This is a genomic window from Polaribacter sp. AHE13PA (assembly GCF_019278505.1).
Classification (GTDB): domain Bacteria; phylum Bacteroidota; class Bacteroidia; order Flavobacteriales; family Flavobacteriaceae; genus Polaribacter.
Window position 1 is genome coordinate 12,532 of sequence record NZ_CP058985.1, and the last position, 22,451, is coordinate 34,982.

At 33.7% G+C, this 22,451-nt stretch carries 14 protein-coding genes and 2 tRNA genes; 7 read left to right on the forward strand and 9 right to left on the reverse strand.

The window, feature by feature from the left end:
- Window positions 1-415 precede the first annotated feature (415 nt).
- Together odhB and H0I28_RS00055 are read right to left on the reverse strand one after the other, a co-directional pair.
- Entirely contained in the window at window positions 416-1,627 is a 1,212-nt protein-coding gene (odhB, locus tag H0I28_RS00050; RefSeq protein WP_208891124.1) for a 2-oxoglutarate dehydrogenase complex dihydrolipoyllysine-residue succinyltransferase, read from the reverse strand.
- 196 nt (window positions 1,628-1,823) lie between these two features.
- Window positions 1,824-4,556: a 2-oxoglutarate dehydrogenase E1 component gene (locus H0I28_RS00055; RefSeq protein WP_218759964.1), complete on the reverse strand. Its 2,733-nt coding sequence runs from the start codon at window positions 4,554-4,556 to the stop codon at window positions 1,824-1,826.
- Between the two features lie 195 nt (window positions 4,557-4,751).
- Here H0I28_RS00055 and H0I28_RS00060 point away from each other — a divergent pair.
- Both H0I28_RS00060 and H0I28_RS00065 read left to right on the forward strand, forming a co-directional pair.
- Window positions 4,752-4,825 (forward strand) — tRNA-Asn (locus tag H0I28_RS00060).
- Window positions 4,826-5,188: 363 nt separating this feature from the next.
- Window positions 5,189-5,262, forward strand: a tRNA-Asn gene (locus tag H0I28_RS00065).
- A 520-nt stretch (window positions 5,263-5,782) separates the two neighbouring features.
- On the opposite strand, the gene H0I28_RS00070 is transcribed toward H0I28_RS00065, so the two are convergent.
- The 6 genes from H0I28_RS00070 to H0I28_RS00095 all read right to left on the reverse strand — a co-directional run bounded on the left by H0I28_RS00070 (window position 5,783) and on the right by H0I28_RS00095 (window position 16,027).
- Window positions 5,783-7,246: a glutamate synthase subunit beta gene (locus H0I28_RS00070; protein ID WP_218759965.1), complete on the reverse strand. Its 1,464-nt coding sequence runs from the start codon at window positions 7,244-7,246 to the stop codon at window positions 5,783-5,785.
- A 4-nt stretch (window positions 7,247-7,250) separates the two neighbouring features.
- Window positions 7,251-11,762 (reverse strand): glutamate synthase large subunit, encoded by a 4,512-nt coding sequence (gltB, locus tag H0I28_RS00075; RefSeq protein ID WP_218759966.1) that lies wholly within the window; start codon window positions 11,760-11,762, stop codon window positions 7,251-7,253.
- Between the two features lie 216 nt (window positions 11,763-11,978).
- Window positions 11,979-13,220 carry an ammonium transporter gene (locus H0I28_RS00080; protein WP_218732700.1) on the reverse strand — a complete coding sequence of 414 codons (1,242 nt, stop codon included), beginning with the start codon at window positions 13,218-13,220 and terminating at the stop codon, window positions 11,979-11,981.
- A 7-nt stretch (window positions 13,221-13,227) separates the two neighbouring features.
- Window positions 13,228-13,578: a P-II family nitrogen regulator gene (locus H0I28_RS00085; protein ID WP_218732701.1), complete on the reverse strand. Its 351-nt coding sequence runs from the start codon at window positions 13,576-13,578 to the stop codon at window positions 13,228-13,230.
- Between the two features lie 123 nt (window positions 13,579-13,701).
- The gene (locus H0I28_RS00090; RefSeq protein ID WP_218752234.1) at window positions 13,702-14,991 is read right to left on the reverse strand and encodes an ammonium transporter; all 1,290 of its coding nucleotides are present in this window, start codon (window positions 14,989-14,991) and stop codon (window positions 13,702-13,704) included.
- Between the two features lie 43 nt (window positions 14,992-15,034).
- A complete protein-coding gene (locus H0I28_RS00095) occupies window positions 15,035-16,027 on the reverse strand; it encodes an outer membrane beta-barrel protein (protein ID WP_218752235.1) in 993 nt (330 codons plus the stop codon).
- A gap of 371 nt (window positions 16,028-16,398) precedes the next feature.
- Here H0I28_RS00095 and H0I28_RS00100 point away from each other — a divergent pair, with 371 nt between their 5' ends.
- The gene (locus tag H0I28_RS00100) at window positions 16,399-17,085 is read left to right on the forward strand and encodes a tRNA pseudouridine(38-40) synthase TruA (RefSeq protein ID WP_368384411.1); all 687 of its coding nucleotides are present in this window, start codon (window positions 16,399-16,401) and stop codon (window positions 17,083-17,085) included.
- Window positions 17,086-17,298: 213 nt separating this feature from the next.
- Here H0I28_RS00100 and H0I28_RS00105 read toward each other — a convergent pair whose 3' ends face one another.
- Complete coding sequence (locus H0I28_RS00105; protein WP_218752238.1) at window positions 17,299-18,441, reverse strand: acyl-CoA dehydrogenase; 1,143 nt, start codon at window positions 18,439-18,441, stop codon at window positions 17,299-17,301.
- Window positions 18,442-18,533: 92 nt separating this feature from the next.
- Here H0I28_RS00105 and H0I28_RS00110 point away from each other — a divergent pair, with 92 nt between their 5' ends.
- From H0I28_RS00110 to H0I28_RS00125, 4 genes are all read left to right on the forward strand, one after another.
- Window positions 18,534-19,598, forward strand: coding sequence for an anhydro-N-acetylmuramic acid kinase (locus H0I28_RS00110; protein ID WP_218759968.1), 1,065 nt, complete (start codon window positions 18,534-18,536; stop codon window positions 19,596-19,598).
- Between the two features lie 235 nt (window positions 19,599-19,833).
- On the forward strand, window positions 19,834-21,066 hold the full coding sequence (locus H0I28_RS00115; protein ID WP_218759969.1) for a Glu/Leu/Phe/Val dehydrogenase dimerization domain-containing protein: 1,233 nt from the start codon (window positions 19,834-19,836) through the stop codon (window positions 21,064-21,066).
- A 266-nt stretch (window positions 21,067-21,332) separates the two neighbouring features.
- Window positions 21,333-22,022 (forward strand): MotA/TolQ/ExbB proton channel family protein, encoded by a 690-nt coding sequence (locus tag H0I28_RS00120; protein WP_218732708.1) that lies wholly within the window; start codon window positions 21,333-21,335, stop codon window positions 22,020-22,022.
- Between the two features lie 36 nt (window positions 22,023-22,058).
- Window positions 22,059-22,451: a biopolymer transporter ExbD gene (locus H0I28_RS00125; RefSeq protein WP_165733012.1), complete on the forward strand. Its 393-nt coding sequence runs from the start codon at window positions 22,059-22,061 to the stop codon at window positions 22,449-22,451.

Below are 22,451 nucleotides of genomic sequence, written 5' to 3' on the forward strand. Positions count from 1 at the left end.
ATTACTGTTTGTTGAAATATTTAAGAATTGTAAAAGCATTCTTTATCACTAAATTTAATAGAAATTAGTGGATTAGGACTTTTAAATGCTACTATTATTTTTGTCGTGATGTAATTTTATTTATTACAGCAAAAATTGAGTTATACTATTTAAACTTTATAAGATGAAAAACTATAGATTCCTAGTTGTTACTAAATCTCTCTGTATGAAATATTGTCATTATATAAGAATTTTCAAGTAAGTCTAGCCCTGATTGAGCGGTCTGTTTGAGCTCTTTTTGGAAGAATGACAAAAAAGCGAGTAGCGAAAGCAGGAAATAGCTTCAAATAAAAAACCTTTCTGATTTCTCAAAAAGGTTTTCAATATCTAAAAAGCCAAATTACTCGACTTTATTTTATCTTGTTTCAAAAAGAAACTACATTTCTAATGCTTTTGCTGGATTGTTGTCCATTAATAACTCAACTGGGTTTTCTAAAGCTTCTTTAACAGCCACTAAGAAACCAACAGATTCTCTACCATCTACAATTCTATGATCGTAAGATAAAGCAACGTACATAATTGGCTGAATTACAATTCCGCCATTAACTGCCATTGGTCTGTTTACAATGTTGTGCATTCCTAAAATTCCACTCTGAGGAGGATTTAAAATAGGAGTAGATAGCATAGAACCAAATACACCACCATTGGTAATTGTAAAAGTTCCACCAGTCATTTCATCAATAGTAATTTGACCGTCTCTAGCTCTAATTGCCAAACGTTTTACTTCAGATTCTACACCTCTAAAAGATAAATTTTCTGCATTTCTAATTACAGGAACCATTAAACCTTTTGGTCCAGAAACTGCTATTGAAATATCTTGAAAATCATTTTTAATTTGGTAATCTCCATCAATCATAGAGTTTACATCTGGAAATAATTTTAAAGCTCTAACAACCGCTAAAGTAAAGAAAGACATAAAGCCTAATCCTACGCCGTGTCTCGCTTTAAAAGCTTCTTTATATTCTGTTCGTAAGTCAAAAATTGGTTGCATGTTTACTTCGTTAAAAGTAGTTAACATAGCCGTTTCGCTTTTTACAGCTACTAAACGTTCTGCAACTTTTCTACGTAACATAGACATTTTCTTGCGTTCTGTACCTCTAGAACCACTTGCTGGTTGCGTTCCCATAGAAGGTACTGCTTTTACAGCATCGTCTTTGGTAATTCTACCGTCTTTTCCACTACCTTTTACAGCAGAAGGAGCAATTCCTTTTTCTGCTAAAACTTTTTTAGCTGCAGGAGAAGCTGTTCCGGTTGCGTAAGTAGCAGCTTTAGGAGCTTCTTTTACTTCAACTTTCTTTTCTTCTTTAGGCGCTTCTGTTTTTGCAGGAGCATCACCTTCTGGTTTTGCCGCGCTTGTATCAATTAAACAAACTACTGCACCAACAGCAACTGCATCACCTTCTTCTGCTTTTAAAGTGATAATTCCGCTTTCTTCAGCAGGCAATTCTAAGGTTGCTTTGTCAGAATCTACTTCTGCAATTGGTTGATCTTTTTCAACATAATCACCATCTTCAACTAACCAAGTTGCAATTTCTACTTCTGTAATTGATTCTCCTGGAGAAGGAACTTTCATTTCTAAAACACTCATGCTTTCTTAATTTATTAATACCAAAATTAATACGGTACTCTATTTAATTATTTTATATTTTCTTTTAACTATTTTGGCGTTTTAACAGGCTTTCCATTATATCTTTTTTACTTCTGTTCTCGATACAAATTTGCAAAAGAGCAAATTGACTCGAACTGACAGTAAAAAAGGATGTCATTTCAATCCTTAACGCGACTTACTCTGTATCAAAAACACTGTCTATAACAGCTTTATGACGTTTTTTAAATCTTGTACTAGAACCAGCTGCAGGTACTGCGTAGTATTTACGAGAACGAACTGTTAGTTTAACTAACTCCATGCGTTCTAACATATAACTCCATGCTCCCATGTTTCTTGGTTCTTCTTGTGCCCAAATGTATTCTTCTACATTAGGATATCTATCTATTACTTTCTGTATTTTTTCTAAATGTAAAGGGAATAATTGCTCTATTCTTACCAAAGCAATATCATCTCTTTTTAAATTTTCTCTTTCTTCAAGTAAATCATAATAGAATTTACCCATACAGAAAACTATTTTCTTTACTTTTTTAGGTGCTAGTGTGTCGTCTATAACTTCTTGAAATTCACTAGTAGCTAAATCTTGAATCGTATTAACTGCTTTCGGATGACGTAATAAACTTTTAGGTGTAAATACAATTAAAGGTTTTCTATACGTACGTTTCATTTGTCTACGTAACAAATGATAAAAGTTAGAAGGTGTTGTACAATTTGCAACCGTCATATTATCTATGGCACATAATTGTAAGTAACGTTCTATTCTTGCAGATGAATGCTCAGAACCTTGCCCTTCATAACCGTGAGGTAATAATACTACAATTCCGTTTTGTAACTTCCATTTATCTTCTGCTGCAGAAATATATTGGTCAAACATAATTTGTGCACCGTTAGAGAAATCTCCAAACTGTGCCTCCCAAATTGTTAATGTATTTGGGTTTGCCATGGCGTAACCATAATCAAAACCAAGTACACCGTATTCAGACAATAACGAATTGTAGATCGTCATTTGTCCTTTATTATTAGGGTTTGTATTTAGTAAGTTGATACGTTCTTCTGTAACCTCATCACGCAAGATAGCATGTCTGTGAGAAAATGTACCTCTTTCTACATCTTGTCCAGAAATACGAATGTTATATCCTTCTTCCATTAAACTTCCGTAGGCCAACGTTTCTGCCATTCCCCAGTCTAAGTTATTCGTTTCAAAAGTCATTTTAGCTCTACCAGCTAAAATACGTTCTGCTTTTCTAACAAAGTTAGCTCCTTCAGGAACTGTAGAAACTACTTTTGCAATACCTTTTAATTTATCTTCATCATATTTTGTGTCGTTGGTAAGCAACATTGCATCTAAATCTTCACGCTCGTATCCTTCCCAGGTAGATTGCATAAATTCTCTTACAATCGATTTTTCCACTTTTTTGGCTTCATCAAATTCTCTTTCAAGCATTTCTTTGAATTCCGTAGTAATTTCTTTTAAATAAGAACCATCTATAGAACCCTCTGCAAGTAATTGTGCAGTATAAATATCTTTAGGATTTTTATGCTTAGAGATTGCTTTATATAATGTAGGTTGTGTAAAACGAGGTTCATCACCTTCATTATGCCCATATTTTCTATAGCCTAATAAATCGATGAAAATATCTTGTTTAAACTTCATTCTAAATTCTAACGCCATTTCCATAGCGTGACAAACAGCTTCTGTATCGTCTGCATTTACATGCAATACTGGCGATAAAGTTACTTTTGCTACATCTGTACAGTACGTACTAGAACGTGCATCTAAATAATTAGTTGTAAAACCAATTTGATTATTAACGACAATGTGAATTGTACCACCTGTTTTATAACCATTCAATTTTGCCATCTGAGTTACCTCATATGCAATACCTTGACCTGCAATTGCAGCATCTCCGTGAATTATAATTGGTAATATTTTGCTAGCATCACCATTATATTTTCTATCTATTTTAGCTCTTGTAATTCCTTCTGTTACTGCAGCTACAGTTTCTAAGTGAGAAGGATTTGGAACTAAATTCATTTTTATTTCGTTACCATCTCTAAAAGTTTTACTTAACGTTAAACCTAAATGGTACTTTACATCTCCATCGATGTCTTCATCTTCGAAATCTTTCCCCTCAAATTCACTAAATAAATCTCTAACAGGTTTTTTAAAGATGTTAACCAACGTATTTAAACGCCCTCTGTGAGCCATTCCTAAAACACATTCTTTAACTCCGTATTTTTCTGCGGCATCTCTTAAAATAACGCTCATACCTGGAATTAAGGTTTCTCCACCTTCTAAAGAAAAACGTTTCTGACCAACGTATTTAGTCTGCAAGAAACTCTCAAAAGTTACTGCTTGGTTTAGTTTTCCTAAAATATATTTTTTAGCCTCTATAGAGTAGTTTGGGTGGTTGTCGTTTTTATTAAAACGTTCATGCCACCATTTTAATTTTTCTGGGTTACGCATATACATGTATTCTACACCAATAGAATCACAGTAAATACGTTGTAAGTTTTTTATAATCTCAGAAAGTTTTGCTTTTCCTAAGCCTAAAACTTCACCTGCAGAAAATTCTTTGTCTAAATCGATTTCGGAAAGGCCAAAGTTTTCAAGATCTAAAGTAGGGTAATACTGTCTTCTATCTCTAACCGGGTTTGTTTTTGTAAATAAATGACCACGTGTTCTATAGCCATTAATTAAATCGACAACAAAAAATTCTTTACGAACTTCTTGAGGTATTTCTGATGAAACTTCTTCTTCTTTTAAAGAATAATTTTCATTTGCTAAATCATATCCCTGAAAGAAGCTTCTCCAGCTTGGTTCTACGGCATCTGGGTTTATCAAATACTTATCATATAAATCAGCTATAAAGCCTGTGTGTGCTGCGTTTAAAAACGAAAATTTATCCATATTATAGTTTCTACTTTTTTAAAGTATGTAATGCAGAATCAAAAATACAAATTTTGTAGTAAACCCGTATTATTTATTGATAATAATACAAAATACTTTTTTTTGTATTTTTTTAATCTTTTTTTTAAAATTGTTTGGTGAAGTTAAAAAAGGATGTATATTTGCACTCGCAAAACACGTTTATGTGTCGCAAACTCCTTCTTAGCTCAGTTGGTTAGAGCATCTGACTGTTAATCAGAGGGTCCAAGGTTCGAGTCCTTGAGAGGGAGCAAAAAAGTCTTATCTTTATTGATAAGGCTTTTTTTTTGTTATAAACTTTTTTAGATTTCGTTTCAGTGAATCTAGGTGTAAAGGGATTATGTCTAATAGTTGTAGGGTTTAATAATTCGCTATAATTATTAGGATGGCTACAATTTTTGGTGACTATGCGTTCATTTTAGTATAGCTGAATAAATAGAGGAAGTAGTTAAGTATTGTGTGTAAATATTAGAAAGTTTAAATTATGATGTTGTAGTTTTTTTACTAGGCAGAAAATACTTTCTTTTTAGTGTAAAAAAATATGAAGAAACATTTGTGCAACTAATAAAAAGATTTATATTTGCACTCGCAAAACACATTTATGTGTCGCAAACTCCTTCTTAGCTCAGTTGGTTAGAGCATCTGACTGTTAATCAGAGGGTCCAAGGTTCGAGTCCTTGAGAGGGAGCAAAAAAAGTCTTATCTTTATTGATAAGGCTTTTTTTTTGTGATTATATTTTTATTAATTTTAGACCGTTGTGGAGTGGTTGATTGTGTTGATTAATTTTATTTGAAGTGCAAAATACGCCGTTAAAAATTTATACGCCAACTAAAAGCAAATGGGTGAATCCGATAGATAGTTTTTGGAAATTTGAAAAAGGGGTAGAAAAAAAATAGGTAAACAGTTAATTTGTGTAGTTTATGTTGATGCTTACTTCTGTTTTTTTTATAATGAATATTGCGTGAAGGATAGTAGTGAAAAGCCCGCAGTGAGGCACGATCGAGGACTTGTAATGGATAGCCTGACCATTTTGAAGCTAAATCGTTTGTTGTTATAAATGATGTTCTTTTAAAAATGGGCACGCCCAAAATATTGTTACTATTTTAAAGTAAAAAAAAACTCATCAATAATTTAATTGATGAGTTTTGATATATTCTCGTTACAATTCCAAAAATACGGAATCATTAGAGTTGATAGTTTGGATAAATTACATAGCAACTAAATCGCCAGTAACATCTTTAGAAGGTAATTCTGTTTTACCCATTAAAAATAAATCTACTTGTCTTGCTGCTTCTCTTCCTTCAGAAATTGCCCAAACAATTAAAGACTGTCCGCGACGCATATCTCCTGCTGTAAAGATATTTTTTACATTGGTTTGATATTTACCGTATTCTGCTTTGTAGTTAGAACGAGCATCTGTCTTAAGGCCTAATTTATCTGCTAAAGTACTTTCTGGGCCTGTAAATCCTAATGCTAGTAAAGCTAAGTCGCAAGGCCATGTTTTTTCTGTACCTGCAATCTCTATTAGCTGAGGTCTTTGACCTGGAACCATTTTCCATTCTACATTAACTGTTTTTAAAGCAGTTAATTTTCCGTCTGAATCTTTAACAAACTCTTTGGTATTAATTAACCAATTACGCTCTGCACCTTCTTTGTGAGAAGAAGAAGTTTTTAATTGTAAAGGCCAAAAAGGCCAAGGAGTTGTTGGTGAACGGTGTCCTGGAGGTTTTGGCATAATTTCAAAGTTTACCACAGATTTTGCTCCGTGTCTGTTTGAAGTCCCAATACAATCAGATCCTGTATCTCCACCACCAATTACAATTACATCTTTATCTGTAGCTAGTATTTGGTCTTTTACTTCTTTACCAAATACAACTTTGGTTTGTTGTGTTAAGAAATCCATTGCTTGTACTACACCATCGGCATCAATACCAGGAGTTGGTAAGCTACGTCTTTCTGTTGCACCGCCACATAATACAATACTGTCAAAAGCTTTTAAATCTTTTACACTATAGTTAACGCCAACGTTTACATTTGTTTTAAATATAATTCCTTCTGCTTCTAAAATAGCAACTCTTCTATCGATAATTCCTTTTTCTAATTTAAAATTAGGAATTCCGTAACGTAGTAAACCACCAACTTCATCATCTCTTTCAAAAACAGTTACTGTATGACCGGCTCTGTTTAATTGTTGTGCTGCTGCTAATCCTGCAGGACCAGAACCAACAATTGCAATTGTTTTTCCTGTTCTGTTTTTAGGAGGTTGAGGTTTTATCCATCCTTCTTTAAAGGCGCGTTCTACAATATTTTTTTCAATATTTTCAATAGAAACTGGGTCTTCAATAATACCTAGCACACATGATTGTTCGCATGGAGCAGGGCATAAGCGACCTGTGAATTCTGGAAAATTGTTTGTAGAATGTAGTATCCATGATGCTTTTTTCCATTCACCTTGGTGTACCATATGATTGAAATCTGGAATTAGATTTCCTAATGGACAACCACTATGGCAAAAAGGAATACCACAATCCATACAACGTGATCCTTGTTTTGTTATTTCTTCTTCAGAAAGAGGAACTGTAAATTCTTTATAATTTTTTACACGATCTTTTACAGCAGTGTATGTTTCATCCTGTCTTTCAAATTCTTTAAATCCTGTTATTTTTCCCATGACATTATGCTATTGTTAGTTCTTCGAACATTGGTTCTTCTGTTTCTATACGTTTTAAGGCTTTCTTGTATTCAGTTGGCATTACTTTTACAAAGTTTTTTAAACTTGTGTCCCAATCTGCTAACAATTCTGCACCTTTTTTACTGTCTGTATATAAAACATGTTTTTCTATTGTTGCTTTTAATTCGGCAGCAACTTCTTCAGAGATTTCTTCGAACTCAATAGTTTCTGTATTACAAAGTCCGTTTATAAATGTATTGTTGGGGTCATATACATAAGCGATACCACCACTCATACCTGCGGCAAAATTTCTACCTGTTTTACCTAAAACAACTACTTTACCACCGGTCATGTATTCACAACAGTGATCTCCAACTCCTTCTACAACAGCTGTTGCACCAGAGTTACGAACTGCAAAACGTTCTCCTGCAATTCCGTTTATATACGCTTCACCGGCTACGGCCCCAAACATACAAACGTTACCAACAATAATATTGTTTTCTGCTAAAAAGTCTGCTTTTGCGGGTTTCTTAATAATTAATTTGGCTCCAGATAAACCTTTACCTAAATAATCATTTGTGTTACCGTCTAAGATAAATGTTAATCCATGAGCACCAAATGCTCCAAAACTTTGACCTGCAGATCCTGTAAAGTTGATGTTTAACGTGTCTTCTGGTAAACCTAAATGACCATAGATTTTAGAGATTTCATGACTTACAATGGCTCCAACAGTACGATTTGTATTTTTAATTGGATATGCTAAATTCATTTTTTCTTTTCTATATAAAGCTCTGTGAGAATCTTTTAATATAGTAAAGTCTAAAACTCCTTCTAAGTTGTGGTCTTGCTTTTCAGTATTCTTAACAATCATGCTTCTATAAGCAGTTGGTCTGTGTAAAATACTAGATAAATCTAAACCTTTTGCTTTATAGTGATTTATTGCTTTGTTTGCGTTAATTTTATGAGTCTGGCCCACCATTTCATCTAGTGTTCTAAAACCTAGTTGCGCCATAATTGCTCTTAATTCTTCTGCAATATAGAAGAAGAAGTTAATTACGTGTTCTGGTGTTCCTTTAAAGTTTTTACGTAACTCTTTATCTTGAGTAGCAATACCAACCGGACAAGTGTTTAAGTGACATTTACGCATCATGATACAACCTGAAGCAACTAAAGGAGCGGTTGCAAAACCAAACTCTTCTGCACCTAGTAAAGCTGCAATAGCAACATCACGACCTGTCTTTAATTGTCCGTCACATTCTACAACAATTCTACTTCTTAAATCATTAAGAACTAAAGTTTGTTGTGCTTCAGCTAAACCAAGTTCCCAAGGTAAACCAGCGTGTTTTAATGAGGTAAGAGGAGATGCTCCGGTACCACCATCATAACCAGCAATTAGTACAACATCTGCTTTTGCTTTGGCAACACCTGCGGCAATAGTACCAACACCAACTTCAGAAACTAACTTTACATTAATTCTAGCGTCTCTGTTTGCATTCTTTAAATCGTAGATTAATTGTGCTAAATCTTCAATAGAATAAATATCGTGGTGTGGAGGAGGAGAAATCAATCCAACAAAAGGAGTTGAGTTTCTTGCAGCTGCAATCCAAGGTAAAACTTTGGCTCCGGGTAATTGACCACCTTCACCAGGTTTTGCTCCTTGAGCCATTTTTATTTGTATTTCTTTTGCGCTTGATAGGTAATGAGAAGTTACTCCAAATCTACCAGAAGCTACTTGCTTAATGGCAGAGTTTCTGCTGTCTCCATTAATATCTTTTTGAAAACGTTTTCTGTCTTCACCACCTTCACCAGAATTAGATTTTCCTCCAATTCTATTCATGGCAATCGCTAAATTTTCATGTGCTTCTCTAGAGATAGATCCATAAGACATTGCACCTGTTTTAAAGCGCTTTACAATTTCTGTCCAGTCTTCTACTTCTTCTAAAGGAATTGGATCTAAGTTATCGAACTGAAACAAACCACGGATGGTCATTAAACTTTCTGACTGTTCGTTTATGGTTTTTGCATAAACATCGTAACTTTTTTGATCACTTAGTCTAACTGCTTGTTGTAATTTAGCAACTGTCGTTGGATTAAATAAGTGGCGTTCCCCGTTTCTTCTCCATCTGTAATCTCCACCAACATTTAACGCTAAGTTTTTGTCAATGTGTTTTTCTGGATACGCTTGTCTATAACGTTGATCAATTTCTTTTTCGACTTCATATAAACCTATACCTTCAATTCTTGAGGCTGTATAAGGGAAGTATTTTTCTACAAATTGTGAGTTAAAACCTACAATTTCGAAAATTTGAGAACCTCTATAAGAATGTAGTGTAGAGATACCAATTTTGTTCATTACTTTTAAGATACCTTTTCCAATAGCTTTGTTAAAATTATCAACTGCACCTTGTTCATCCATACCGGTAATGAAGCCTTCTTTAACTTGCATTCTAATAATTTCGTTAACCATATATGGGTTTACCGCACTTGCGCCATAACCAAATAAAGTTGCAAAATGATGAGGTTCACGAGGTTCTGCAGATTCAATAATAATATCGAAATAAGAACGCTTACGTAAACGGTTTAATTGATGATTTACAAATGAACAAGCTAATAAAGCAGGTATAGGAGCAAGCTCTTTGTTTACGCCTCTATCTGAAAGAATAATGATGTTATTCTTTTTGTCTAATGCTTTTTCAATTTGAACAACAATAGCATCTAAAGCGTCTTCTAGACCGTTTAAACCTTGTGCTTTTGGATATAGCATTTGGATTGTTTCTGCTTTGAAGCTTTCAATATCTATATTTCTAATTTTTTCTAAATCGGCATTAGAGATAACAGGGTTTTGAATTCTTAGTTTTCTACACTGTCTATCTGTAATGCTAAAAATATTTCTATCTTTTCCTAAATTTAAACTGATATCTGTTACAATCTCTTCTCGAATTCCATCTAAAGGAGGGTTTGTAACCTGAGCGAATAATTGTTTAAAATAGTTTGATATTAATTGTGGTCTGTCTGATAAAACAGCTAAAGGGGTGTCAATTCCCATCGATCCTAAAGCTTCTTTACCAACAATTGCCATTGGGGTAATTACTTCTTGAATATCTTCAAAAGTATAATTAAATAAACTTAAACGAGTTTTTACGTCAATAGATTCTATAGGACAAGTTTCACCTGTGTAAGGAACGTCTTTTAATTCTAAAAGCGATTTGTCTAACCATTTTTGATACGGTCTTTCAGAAACAATTTTACTTTTTATTTCTTCATCCTGAATAATTCTACCTTCATTCATGTCTACCAAGAACATTTTTCCTGGTTCCAATCTTCCGTGTTCTTTTACATCTTCAGGGGCAACATCTACAACACCAATTTCTGATGACATAATTAAGCTACCACTTTTTGTAACCGTGTATCTAGATGGTCTTAAACCATTTCTATCTAATAAAGCTCCAATATAATCTCCATCTGTAAAAGGTACTGAAGCAGGTCCATCCCAAGGCTCCATAATACAGCCGTTGTATTCGTAAAAAGCTTTACGCTCTTTAGACATGGTTTTATGTTTTTCCCAAGCTTCAGGAATCATCATCATCATAATTTCTGGTAATGAACGACCGGTGTGAGTTAATAGCTCAACAACCATATCCATAGAAGCAGAATCTGATTTTCCTGGTAATATAATTGGGAATAATTTGTCTATTTGTGGTCCAAAAACATCACTTTTCATGATTTCTTCTCGAACTCTCATTCTACTAACATTACCACGTAAAGTGTTAATTTCACCATTCTGACACATGTGTCTAAATGGTTGTGCTAACTCCCAAGTTGGCATTGTATTGGTAGAAAAACGTTGGTGTACTAATGCCAAACGTGTTACTAAATCTATTTCTTGTAAATCTTTATAGTAAGGTCCAATATCTTCTGGCATAATAATACCTTTGTAGATGATTGTAGTAATAGATAAACTTGGAATGTAAAAATATTTACTTTCAGAAATTTTAGATTTTCTGATGGTATGTTCTGCTATTTTTCTAGCAGCATATAATTTAGCTTTAAAGGTAGCTTCTTCAATTTCTTCGGTTTTACCGATAAATAATTGTTCAATAATAGGTTCTGATGCTAAAGCAATTTCTCCTAATTGAGAAGGGTCTACAGGAACTTCTCTCCATCCTAAAATGGCAAGTCCTTGTTGTTTTATTTCTTTTTCAAATGTGGTTTTACAGAAATTATATTGGTTGTCTACTTTTGGAAGAAACACCATTCCAACAGCATATTCGCGTTGTTCGGGTATAGGAAAATTACAGACTCGTTTAAAGTAGTCGTGAGGTATGTCTATTAAAATTCCAGCTCCATCTCCTGTCTTTCCATCTGCACTAACACCTCCTCTATGTTCTAGTTTTACTAGAATTTCTAGGGCGTCATGTATAATTTGATTTGTTTTATCTCCATTCAAATTACAGATAAAACCAGCACCGCAATTTTCGTGTTCAAACTCTGGTAAGTATAATCCTTGTTTCTCCATATTGTGTTCAATTATATATACAAATCTATGTATTTTATTGAAAAGGATTCAGTATTCTCGCTGTTTTAATGTGATTTTTATGATGAAAACAATAAAACCGTGTAAAAAAATTACTTATGACAATCTAAGGGAATTTTATTATCATATTCATAAAATAAGAAAAAAGTCCACAAATTTTTAAATTTGCAGACTTTTAACGTCATTTTAATTAAGTGACTAGTGCTCGTTTAAACGAAAATCAGGGTATGCATCCATACCGTGTTCATGAACATCTAATCCTTCTAATTCTTCTTTTTCACTAACTCTAATTCCCATTGTTTTCTTTAGAGTGTATATAATGATAAACGAAGTTACTAAGCAAAATACTGCATAAGAAGCTACTCCGATTAGTTGGCTAATAAATTGATCTACACCTGCAAGGTTACCAAATAAACCTACTGCTAAGGTTCCCCAAATACCACATATTAAGTGAACAGCAATAGCACCAACTGGGTCATCTAATTTTAATTTATCTATTAGGCTAACCGCAAAAACAATAATTACACCAGCAATAGCGCCAATTAAAATAGCGTCTGTAGGAGACATTTGATCTGCTCCCGCGGTAATACCAACTAATCCTCCTAAAATACCATTTAAGAACATTGTTAAATCTAAATTTTTATACATTATAGTAGAAACGATAGCGGCTACAACTCCACCTGCAGCTGCAGATAAACAGGTAGTTACTAAAGTTAAAGATGTTAATCCAGGATCTGCAGATAAAACAGAACCACCATTAAAACCAAACCATCCTAACCAAAGTATTAAAACACCAGCGGTTGCTAAAGGTATGTTATGACCAGGGATTGCTTGTATTTCTCCTTTTTTGAATTTTCCTATTCTAGCTCCTAATAAGCAAACAGCTACTACAGCTGCCCATCCACCAACGGAGTGTACTAATGTAGATCCTGCAAAATCGTAAAAAGGTGTTGATAATTGATCTAAAAATCCACCACCCCATTTCCAAGAACCTGCAATTGGGTAAACGATACCTACGTATATTACGGCGAATATCATAAATGGAAGTATTTTCATTCTTTCGGCAACAGCACCAGAAACTATGGTTGCAGCAGTTGCAGCAAACATTCCTTGAAATAAGAAATCAGTCCAGTAAGTGTAACCTTCATTGTAAGTAAGGTCTAAAGCGCCTTCTGCTGTTAATGGAGATGATAGTCCAAATCCTGCAAAACCAAAAATTCCAGATGAACCTTCTGCGAAGCCAGGGTACATTAAATTGAAACCTACTAATGCATATAGTAAAAGTCCGGTTGTGATGATGAATATATTTTTAAAAAGAATGTTAAGTGTGTTTTTCTGTCTTGTTAAACCAATTTCTAAAAATGCAAAACCTAAATGCATAAAGAAAACTAGTGCTGTACAGATCATCATCCATACATTGTTAATTGTTAATAATTCCATGTGTTTTTTATTTTGATTTTTTCTTTAAAGTTTCACCACCTTTTTCTCCGGTTCTTATTCTGTATACTTCCGTTACGTCTGATACGAAAATCTTACCATCACCAACATCTCCTGTGGCAGCCGATTTAAGTAAGGCGTCTATGGTTATTTGTTCAAAATCATCATTTACTACTATGGATACGTGTCTACGTTGTATGTCGCTAGTGCTATAGCTTACGCCTCTGTATACGTGTCCTTCTTTTTCGTTTCCTAAACCAGTAACGTCCCAATAAGAAAAGAAATTTACATCTACTGCGTGTAATGCTTCTTTTACAGCGCTGAATTTGGATTTTCTTATAATCGCTTCTATTTTTTTCATGATATAGTTAATTGTTAATTATTTATTTAGTTTATTCTTTTTTGTATGAAAATCACATAACTTACTTTAGCAAGTTATGTGATTTTTTAAGAATAATAATAACTAAACTGTTTTTTTGATATTTTATTTATCGTCAAATTCTCTTTGTCTAACTCCTGGGTATGCGATAGATCCGTGTTCATGAACATCCAATCCTTCGATTTCTACCTCTTTACTTACACGTAATCCCATTGTTGCTTTTAAGATTCCAAGAACAATAAATGATAAACCAATTGCCCAAGCAGCGTATGCTAATACTCCAGTTGCTTGAACTCCTAATTGACCAGCGCCACCACCATTGAATAATCCAATAGCTGTGTCTCCATCAACTCCCCAAAGACCAATAACTAAAGTTCCCCATGCACCGGCAACACCATGTACAGAAGCGGCTCCAATAGCATCGTCAATTTTTAATTTCTTTTCTATAAATTCAATTGCAAATACTACAAGAATACCTCCAATTAAACCTGCTAATACAGCACCTCCGGCAGTCATGTTACCACAACCAGCAGTAATACTAACTAATCCTGCAAGTACACCATTTAAAGTTTGACCTAAGTTTGGTTTACCGTACCAGATCCAAGTAGTTATTAATGCTCCTAATCCACCAGCAGCAGCTGATAAGTTTGTGATTAATACTACGTTTGATGCAGCAATTGAGTCAGCGCCACCCCAAGCTAGTTGAGATCCACCATTAAAACCAAACCATCCAAACCAAAGGATAAATACACCTAAAGTTGCTAATATTTGATTATGACCAGGAATAGGTAATACTTTTCCGTCTACATATTTTCCAATTCTTGGACCTACCATAAAAGCGGCAACTAAAGCAGCCCATCCACCAACAGAGTGTACAATTGAAGAACCTGCAAAATCGATGAATCCCATTTCTGTTAACCATCCGCTACCTTGCCATTGCCATCCTCCAGAAATTGGATAAATAACAGCAGTCATTACAATAGAGAAAATAATGTATGTAGAGTATTTTGTTCTACCTGCAATTGCACCAGAAACTATAGTTGCAGTTGTTGCAGCAAACATAGTTTGGAAAAATAAATCTGCTCCTTCGCCTTGAAATAAACCGCTCCAGAAGAACCATCCGTTAGAAGTGTCTCCGTACATTAAAGAGTATCCTACTAACCAAAATGTTAATGAGCCTACACATATATCTAATAAATTTTTCATTGCAATGTTAACTGCATTCTTAGATCTTGTCATTCCAGATTCTACTAATGTAAATCCTGCTTGCATTAAGAATACTAAGATACCTGCGATAAGCATCCAAAGCATTCCCATGTCTCCATTTATTTGTTCAACAGCTTTTGAAACTTCTGTTGCTGGAGCGTCTTGAAATAATGTTAAAAATAAACTCATATTTATATAGTGTTAGTTAGTGATGTATTTTGATGTTCTTTTCTTAGAAAGAGTATACTGCTGCTAAAGTAGCTCCAGTCATGTTTTTTTCTGATCCTACGAAACCAGGTATAATCATATCGTCTGAAGTGTCATATCTTATTTCTGGAATAATTTTTAAGCTTTCTGTTAAAGATAAGTTTCCTGTTAAAGTAAAAGCAGAAACATTTGTGTCTCCAGCTCCAGAAGTGTAAGTGAAAAATTCAGGTCTTAATCCTAGAGAAAATTTGTCTGAAAATGAGTTTTGTAAATATAGTGCAACACCTTGGTAACCTGCGTCAGCATCACTAGAGTTGGAATATGCAGCATTTAAACCTAAGTAGAATGATTCAGATAAATCAAAACCACCTGTATAGTCTAAGTATAATACGTCTGTAAAACCAAAACCATCAGAACCATAAGCTAAGTTAAAGTATTGACCTTTGTATCCTGTTTGAAATCCTAATTGATATTCGTCAGTTGGGTTAGATCCTGCGACAACTCCATGAGGATTTGTTAAAGCTAGCATAAAAGATAAATCTTCAGAAACAGCGTAATCTGCTTTTATACCTGTGTGAGAAAATGGACCTGCATTAAATAAATAAGATACAGAGTAGTTGAAGTTTCCTGCAGGAGAAATTACTTCGTAACCATAAAAAGTATTAAATTGTCCTAATGTTAGTGTTAGTTTATCTGTTGCGTTATAGTAAGCATATAATTGATTGATTGCTCCTTCGTATGCGTTTGCTGCGTTTGCTCTAGGCCCGTAAGCTAAATCAGCAACAACTCCTGCTTTACCTTTTTCATAAGAAAAAATTGTATTTACCATACCTAAACCAAAGCCGTTTGCTGGGACATCAGATAAAACACCGACAGATCCTAAAGAGCCACTTTTAAGATTGCTACTGTGGTATACATCTACTGTACCGCTTAATGTAAAAGTTCCTTTGTCTTCGTTTTCTTGAGCTGTAGTTATTAGGCTAGTAGCTAATAATAATGTGAAAATTACTTTTTTCATAATGTTTGTTCTTTTAGTGTTAAGTGATTTTATATTAATTGAACTTGGTCAAAAGTAAATATTAAATTTAAACTGACAAGGGGGTGGTTTTTCAGAATAGGGTGTTTTTGATGTTGTACCCTCAAAAAAATAGGGTTGAAACTGAGATAACTTCATTTTATGGTTTTTGAAGGGTTTGAAATATCGGGTATGTAAAAATGTGTGTCATAATTTTAGGATATCCATAAAAATGTGCCTTTTGTGAAAAAAAATGCAATTATTGTATATTCGCACCTATGAAATATTCATTTTCTTATATAGTTAGGTTACAATTTCTTGGTTTCCGATTTTCAGGATGGCAAAAACAAACAAATGCTAAAACTTTGCACGATATGGTAGATAAAACCTTGTCTTTTGTTTTTGAAGAGACTAATTATAAGACCATTGGGGTAGGTAGGACGGATGCTAAAGTTTCTGCAAATACCTATTATATTCAGATGTTTACAGATAAAATAGTGAAGGAAGATACTTTTATAGCTTCTCTAAATGCTAATTTTTCTCCAGACTTTAGGGCGATTTCTATACAAAAGGTAGATAGAGGTTTTAATGTAATTAATGCTCCAAAGGTTAAAGAGTATCATTATTACTTTTCTTTTGGGGGTAAAAACCACCCTTTTTCTGCTCCTTTTATAGTGAATGTTGATGAAAGTTTAGATTTGCAGACTATGCAACAAGCGGCAAAAATGTTTGAGGGTGAGCATTATTTTCATAAGTATTGTACAAAACCATCAGATAAAACTATTTTTAAAAGAATAATTGATTCTTGTGAAATTCTAGAGAACAATGTTTTAAAGGCAAATTTCTTTCCCGAAAAGTCTTATATATTTAAGGTGAGAGGAAAAGGTTTTTTACGATATCAAATTAGATTGATGATGGCGACCTTGTTTGAGGTTGGAAAAGGAAATTTAGATTTGCAATTTATTGAAGCTTCTTTAAAAGAAGATAATGATAGAAAGTATATGAGAAATAATGCACCTTCCTCTGGTTTGCAATTGTATGATATTGAGTTGGAGTTGTAAAAGTGATAGTTTTTGTTTTGTAACTAGCGTAAGTTGTTAAGAGTGAATTTAGAATGACAAGGTTGGTTAACTAAAAAAGATCTGTGAATAATGTTTGAGGTTGGTGTAAAATAGTTTTAGATAGGGGGGGTGGCTGACCAGAAAGGTTGCGGCTAAAAGAAAAATCCATCTTAGGAGAAGATGGATTTTTGTACTTTATATATAAGGAGTGATTTAACCTTTGATAATTCCACGAGAAATTACAATTTTCTGAATCTCGGAAGTACCTTCATAAATCTGTGTAATTTTAGCGTCTCGCATTAAACGTTCTACATGGTAGTCTTTTACAAAACCATTTCCTCCGTGTATTTGAACCGCTTCTACGGTGTGTTCCATAGCTACTTTACTGGCGTAGAGTTTTGCCATTGCGCTAGACATGTCGTAGTTATTACCTTGGTCTTTGTCCCAAGCTGCTTTTGTAACCAACATTCTTGCTGCTTCTATTTCTGTGTGCATATCTGCTAATTTAAAAGCAATTGCTTGGTGATTGCAAATTTCAGTACCGAATGCTTTACGTTGTTTAGAGTATTTTAAAGCTAATTCGTACGCGCCAGCTGCAATACCTAAAGCTTGTGCTGCAATACCGATTCTTCCTCCAGAAAGTGTTTTCATAGCAAACTTAAAACCAAAACCATCTTCTCCAATTCTGTTTTCTTTTGGTACTTTTACATCATTAAATTGTAATGTATGTGTGTCAGAGCCACGGATTCCTAATTTGTCTTCTTTTGGTCCTACGTGAAAACCTTCGGTTCCTTTTTCTACTATAAAAGCATTGATGCCTCTGTGTCCTTTTTCTCTGTCTGTTTGTGCAATTACTAAATACACATCTGCGCGACCACCGCTTGTAATCCAGTTTTTGGTTCCGTTAATGATGTAGTGGTCTCCTTTATCTATTGCAGTTGTTGCTTGAGATGTGGCATCAGATCCTGCTTCTGGTTCGCTTAAGCAAAATGCACCAACAAATTCTCCTGTTGCTAACTTGGTTAAGTATTTTTGTTTTTGCTCTTCATTGGCGTATGCTTCTAGTCCGTAACAAACTAAAGAGTTGTTTACAGAAACGATGACAGATGCGGAAGCGTCAATTTTAGAAAGTTCTTCCATAATTAATACGTAAGAAATAGCGTCCATGCCGCTTCCTCCGTATTTTGGATCTACCATAATTCCTAGGAAACCAAGATCCCCCATTTTTTTCACCAACTCATTTGGGAATTCTTGTTTGTTGTCTCTTTCTATAACGCCTGGTAATAATTCTGTTTGCGCAAAGTCTCTTGCGGCATCTCGAATCATGATGTGTTCTTCTGTTAAACTAAAATCCATCTGTATGTATATTTGTTATATTCGTAATATTTGATTCCAAAGATATCGATTTCGTAACATATTATCAATAAGGTTTTATTATTTTTACAGATATGAATATAAGTGAAGTTTTTATAATAGGATTAATGTCTGGAACGTCTCTAGATGGTATCGATTTGGTGTATGTGAAGTTTGATAAAAATAAGTATCAAGATTTTAGTATTTTATACTCGAAAACTGTTTCGTATTCAGAGAAATGGAAAGCTACTTTACAAGATGCGATTCATTTTTCTTCGGATGATTTAAATATTTTAGATGTCGATTACGGAAAGCTACTTGGTAAAGAGATTGCTGCTTTTGTTGATGAGTTTCAGATTGAAAATATCGATTTTATTGCATCTCATGGACACACGGTTTTGCATCAACCAGAAAATGGAATTACACTTCAGGTGGGAGATGGGCAAACAATTGCAGATGCAACAGGTCAAAAAGTTATTTGCGATTTTAGAACACAAGATGTCAATTTAGGCGGACAAGGAGCGCCTTTGGTGCCAATTGGAGATGAGTTGCTTTTTTCTGATTACGATTATTGTTTAAATCTAGGTGGTTTTTCTAATATTTCCTTTCATGAGGACGGTAAAAGAATTGCGTATGATGTTTGTCCTGTTAATATTGTCCTGAATAAATACGCTAAAGAATTAGGTTTTGAGTATGACGATAAAGGAATGATTGCTGCCAACGGAACTTATTTAATGCAATTAGAGTCTGATTTAAGGTTGTTAGAGTATTATCAGCAAAAACCACCAAAATCTTTGGGTTTAGAATGGGTTCAAAAAGAAATTTTTCCAAGATTAGAATCGGTGAAACGAAAACCAGAAGATTTATTAAGAACATTTACAGATCATGTTGCTTGGGCGTTGGCAGAAGTGTTGCCTAAAAACGCAAGGGTTTTGGTTACTGGTGGCGGTGCTTTTAATGAGTATTTAATAAATAAAGTAAGGGAAGAAAAAGAAATAGATCTTATTGTTCCTGATCAGCAACTTGTAAATTTTAAAGAAGCGCTTATTTTTGCTTTTTTAGGTTTGTTAAAAAGTGAAAATAAAGTAAATTGTTTAAGTTCTGTAACGGGTGCAAGCAAAGATCATTCTTCTGGAGAGGTTTTTTATCCGAAGTTATAAAATATGTATTTATAAAAGTGAGTGTTTCAAGTGGTTTTAGAAGTTAATTCTTATTAAAATAAAAAATTTGAACAATCGTTTTTTTACTGTAAGTTTGTATAGTATCAGTATAATAAGAAATTAATAAAATTTTAAAATGAATCAACTTTAACTTTTCCCCTGAAGGGGATTTTATAGCAAAAATAAAATTGTTTAAAAAAACAAAAAGCAGAGTTAATTTATTTAAAATTTTATAATGAAAGAATTGTTAAAAATATACGAAAATAAGCAACCGGAAATCGTTTTTAATTGGAAAGATCCAGAAACGGAAGCAGAAGGTTGGGTGGTTATTAACTCTTTAAGAGGTGGTGCTGCTGGCGGTGGTACAAGAATGCGTAGAGGGTTGAATATGAATGAGGTTTTGTCTCTAGCAAAAACAATGGAGGTGAAATTTACAGTTTCTGGTCCTGCAATTGGGGGAGCGAAATCGGGTATTAATTTTGATCCGAGCGATCCGAGAAAAAGAGGTGTTTTAGAACGTTGGTATAAAGCGGTTACGCCGTTGTTAAAACATTATTACGGAACCGGTGGAGATTTAAATGTTGATGCAGATAAAGATGTGATTCCGATTACAGAAAGTTGTGGTGTTTGGCATCCGCAAGAAGGAATTTTTAACGGACATTTTAAACCAACAGAAGCAGATAAAATAAATAGAATTGGTCAGTTACGTATGGGCGTAATTAAGGTGATTGAAGATAAAGCTTTTTCGCCAGATTTGTCTAGAAAATATACGGTTGCAGATATGTTAACTGGTTATGGAGTAGCAGAAGCGGTGAAACATTATTATGCTATTTATGGAGGAGAAATAGAAGGAAAAAGAGCAATTATTCAAGGGTTTGGAAATGTAGGTGCTGCGGCAGCTTATTATTTAACACAGTTGGGTGCTAAGGTTGTAGGAATTATTGATAGAGATGGAGGGGTTATAAGTGAAGAGGGGTTTACGATGCAAGAAATGACTGCTTTGTTTTTGATGAAGAATGGAAATCAGTTAGTTTCTGATGATATGATTCCTTTTGAAGAGATTAATGAAAAAATATGGAGTTTGCCTGCTGAGATATTTGTGCCTGCTGCAGCTTCGAGATTGGTTTCTCAAGATCAGGTTCAGCGTATGATAGACACAGGGTTAGAAGTGATTTCTCCCGGAGCAAATGTTCCGTTTGCAGACAAAGAAATTTTCTTTGGACCAATTATGGAGTATACAGATAATCATTTAAGTTTATTACCAGATTTTATTTCAAATTGTGGTATTGCAAGGGTTTTTGCGTATTTAATGGAAGCGAAAGTGGTTTTGCCAATGCAGGATAAAGCAATTTTTAATGACACTTCTAATATTATAAAAAAAGCGTTGCAGAGAACTTTTAAAAGGAGTGCGTCTAAAACAAAAATTTGTTCAACTGCATTTGAAATTGCTTTAAAGCAATTAATTTAAAGTAAATAGTTAGATTTGTATTCTGAAATTCGGTTGTAGATTACAATAAAACGCTGTTGATTGGATGTTTTTATCAAAAGGCATTACAATTAACATGTTAGATGTTAATTGTAGAGTGAGCAGCGGGTTCGTAAATAAAATAATTTAAAGAATGTCATTTTGTATTATGGCATTTTTTTTGATGTAAAATAAAAGCGATTATTTTAAGTTGAAACAATTTAAAAATAGAAAGGTCGTTACTTAAATAGAACTTAAAATAGAATTAAATGTTGTTATTTTTTCAAGAGAATAAAGAAGTTTTAGAAGAGGTTGTTTCAGAAGAAAAAACACTTTCTATCTATAAATTAATTATGGATGGTGGTTTAGGAGGGCAAATAATCTTAGCACTACTTTTTGTGTTGTTGGCTATTGCGATGTATATTTATTTTGAAAGATTCTTTGCTATAAAAGCAGCATCAAAAATGGATGAAAATTTTATGAATCAAATTAAGGATTTTGTTTCTAATGGGAAATTGGAGTCTGCAGATGCGCTTTGTAAAAGTAAAAATACACCAACAGCAAGATTAATTGGAAAAGGAATTTCTAGAATAGGGAAGCCTTTAGATGATATTAATACAGCTATTGAAACAGCAGGGAAGTTAGAGGTGTATCAGTTAGAGAAAAATGTAAGTGTTTTGGCAACGATTGCTGGTGCGGCACCAATGATTGGTTTTTTAGGAACTGTAATCGGTATGATTGTTGCGATTCATGAAATTGCAAATGCAGGTGGCCAAATAGATATTAAATTACTTTCCGATGGTTTGTATACTGCAATGACAACTACAGTTGGAGGGTTGATTGTGGGTATTATTGCGTATATAACTTATAATCATTTAGTGGTAAGAACAGATAAGGTAATTTATCAAATGGAAGCAAAATCTGTTGAGTTTTTAGATTTATTAAACGAGCCAGCATAAGTAGTTTTAAATTCAAAGTTTGAAAAATAATATTTTATGAATTTACGCGGAAGAAATAAAGTAGATCCAACATTCAATATGTCATCAATGACAGATATTGTTTTTCTATTGTTGATATTTTTTATGCTTACCTCTACGTTGGTTACTGTAAGTGCCATTGATGTTTTGTTACCAAAAGCAGGAGGGAAGACAGAGAATAATAAATCTGTTGCAGTATCTATCACAAATGAATCGTTGTTTTATATTGATAAAACAAAAGTGAGTTCAGCAAGTTTGGAAAGTGAAATTCTAAAAAGTGTTGGAGCCGATAAAAAGAAGACTATTATTATTAGAGGAGATAAAGATGTGCCTTATAAAAATGTAATGCAGGTAATTGATATTGCGAATAAGAACAAGTTAAAAATGATTTTAGCTGTAAAAGGCAAATAA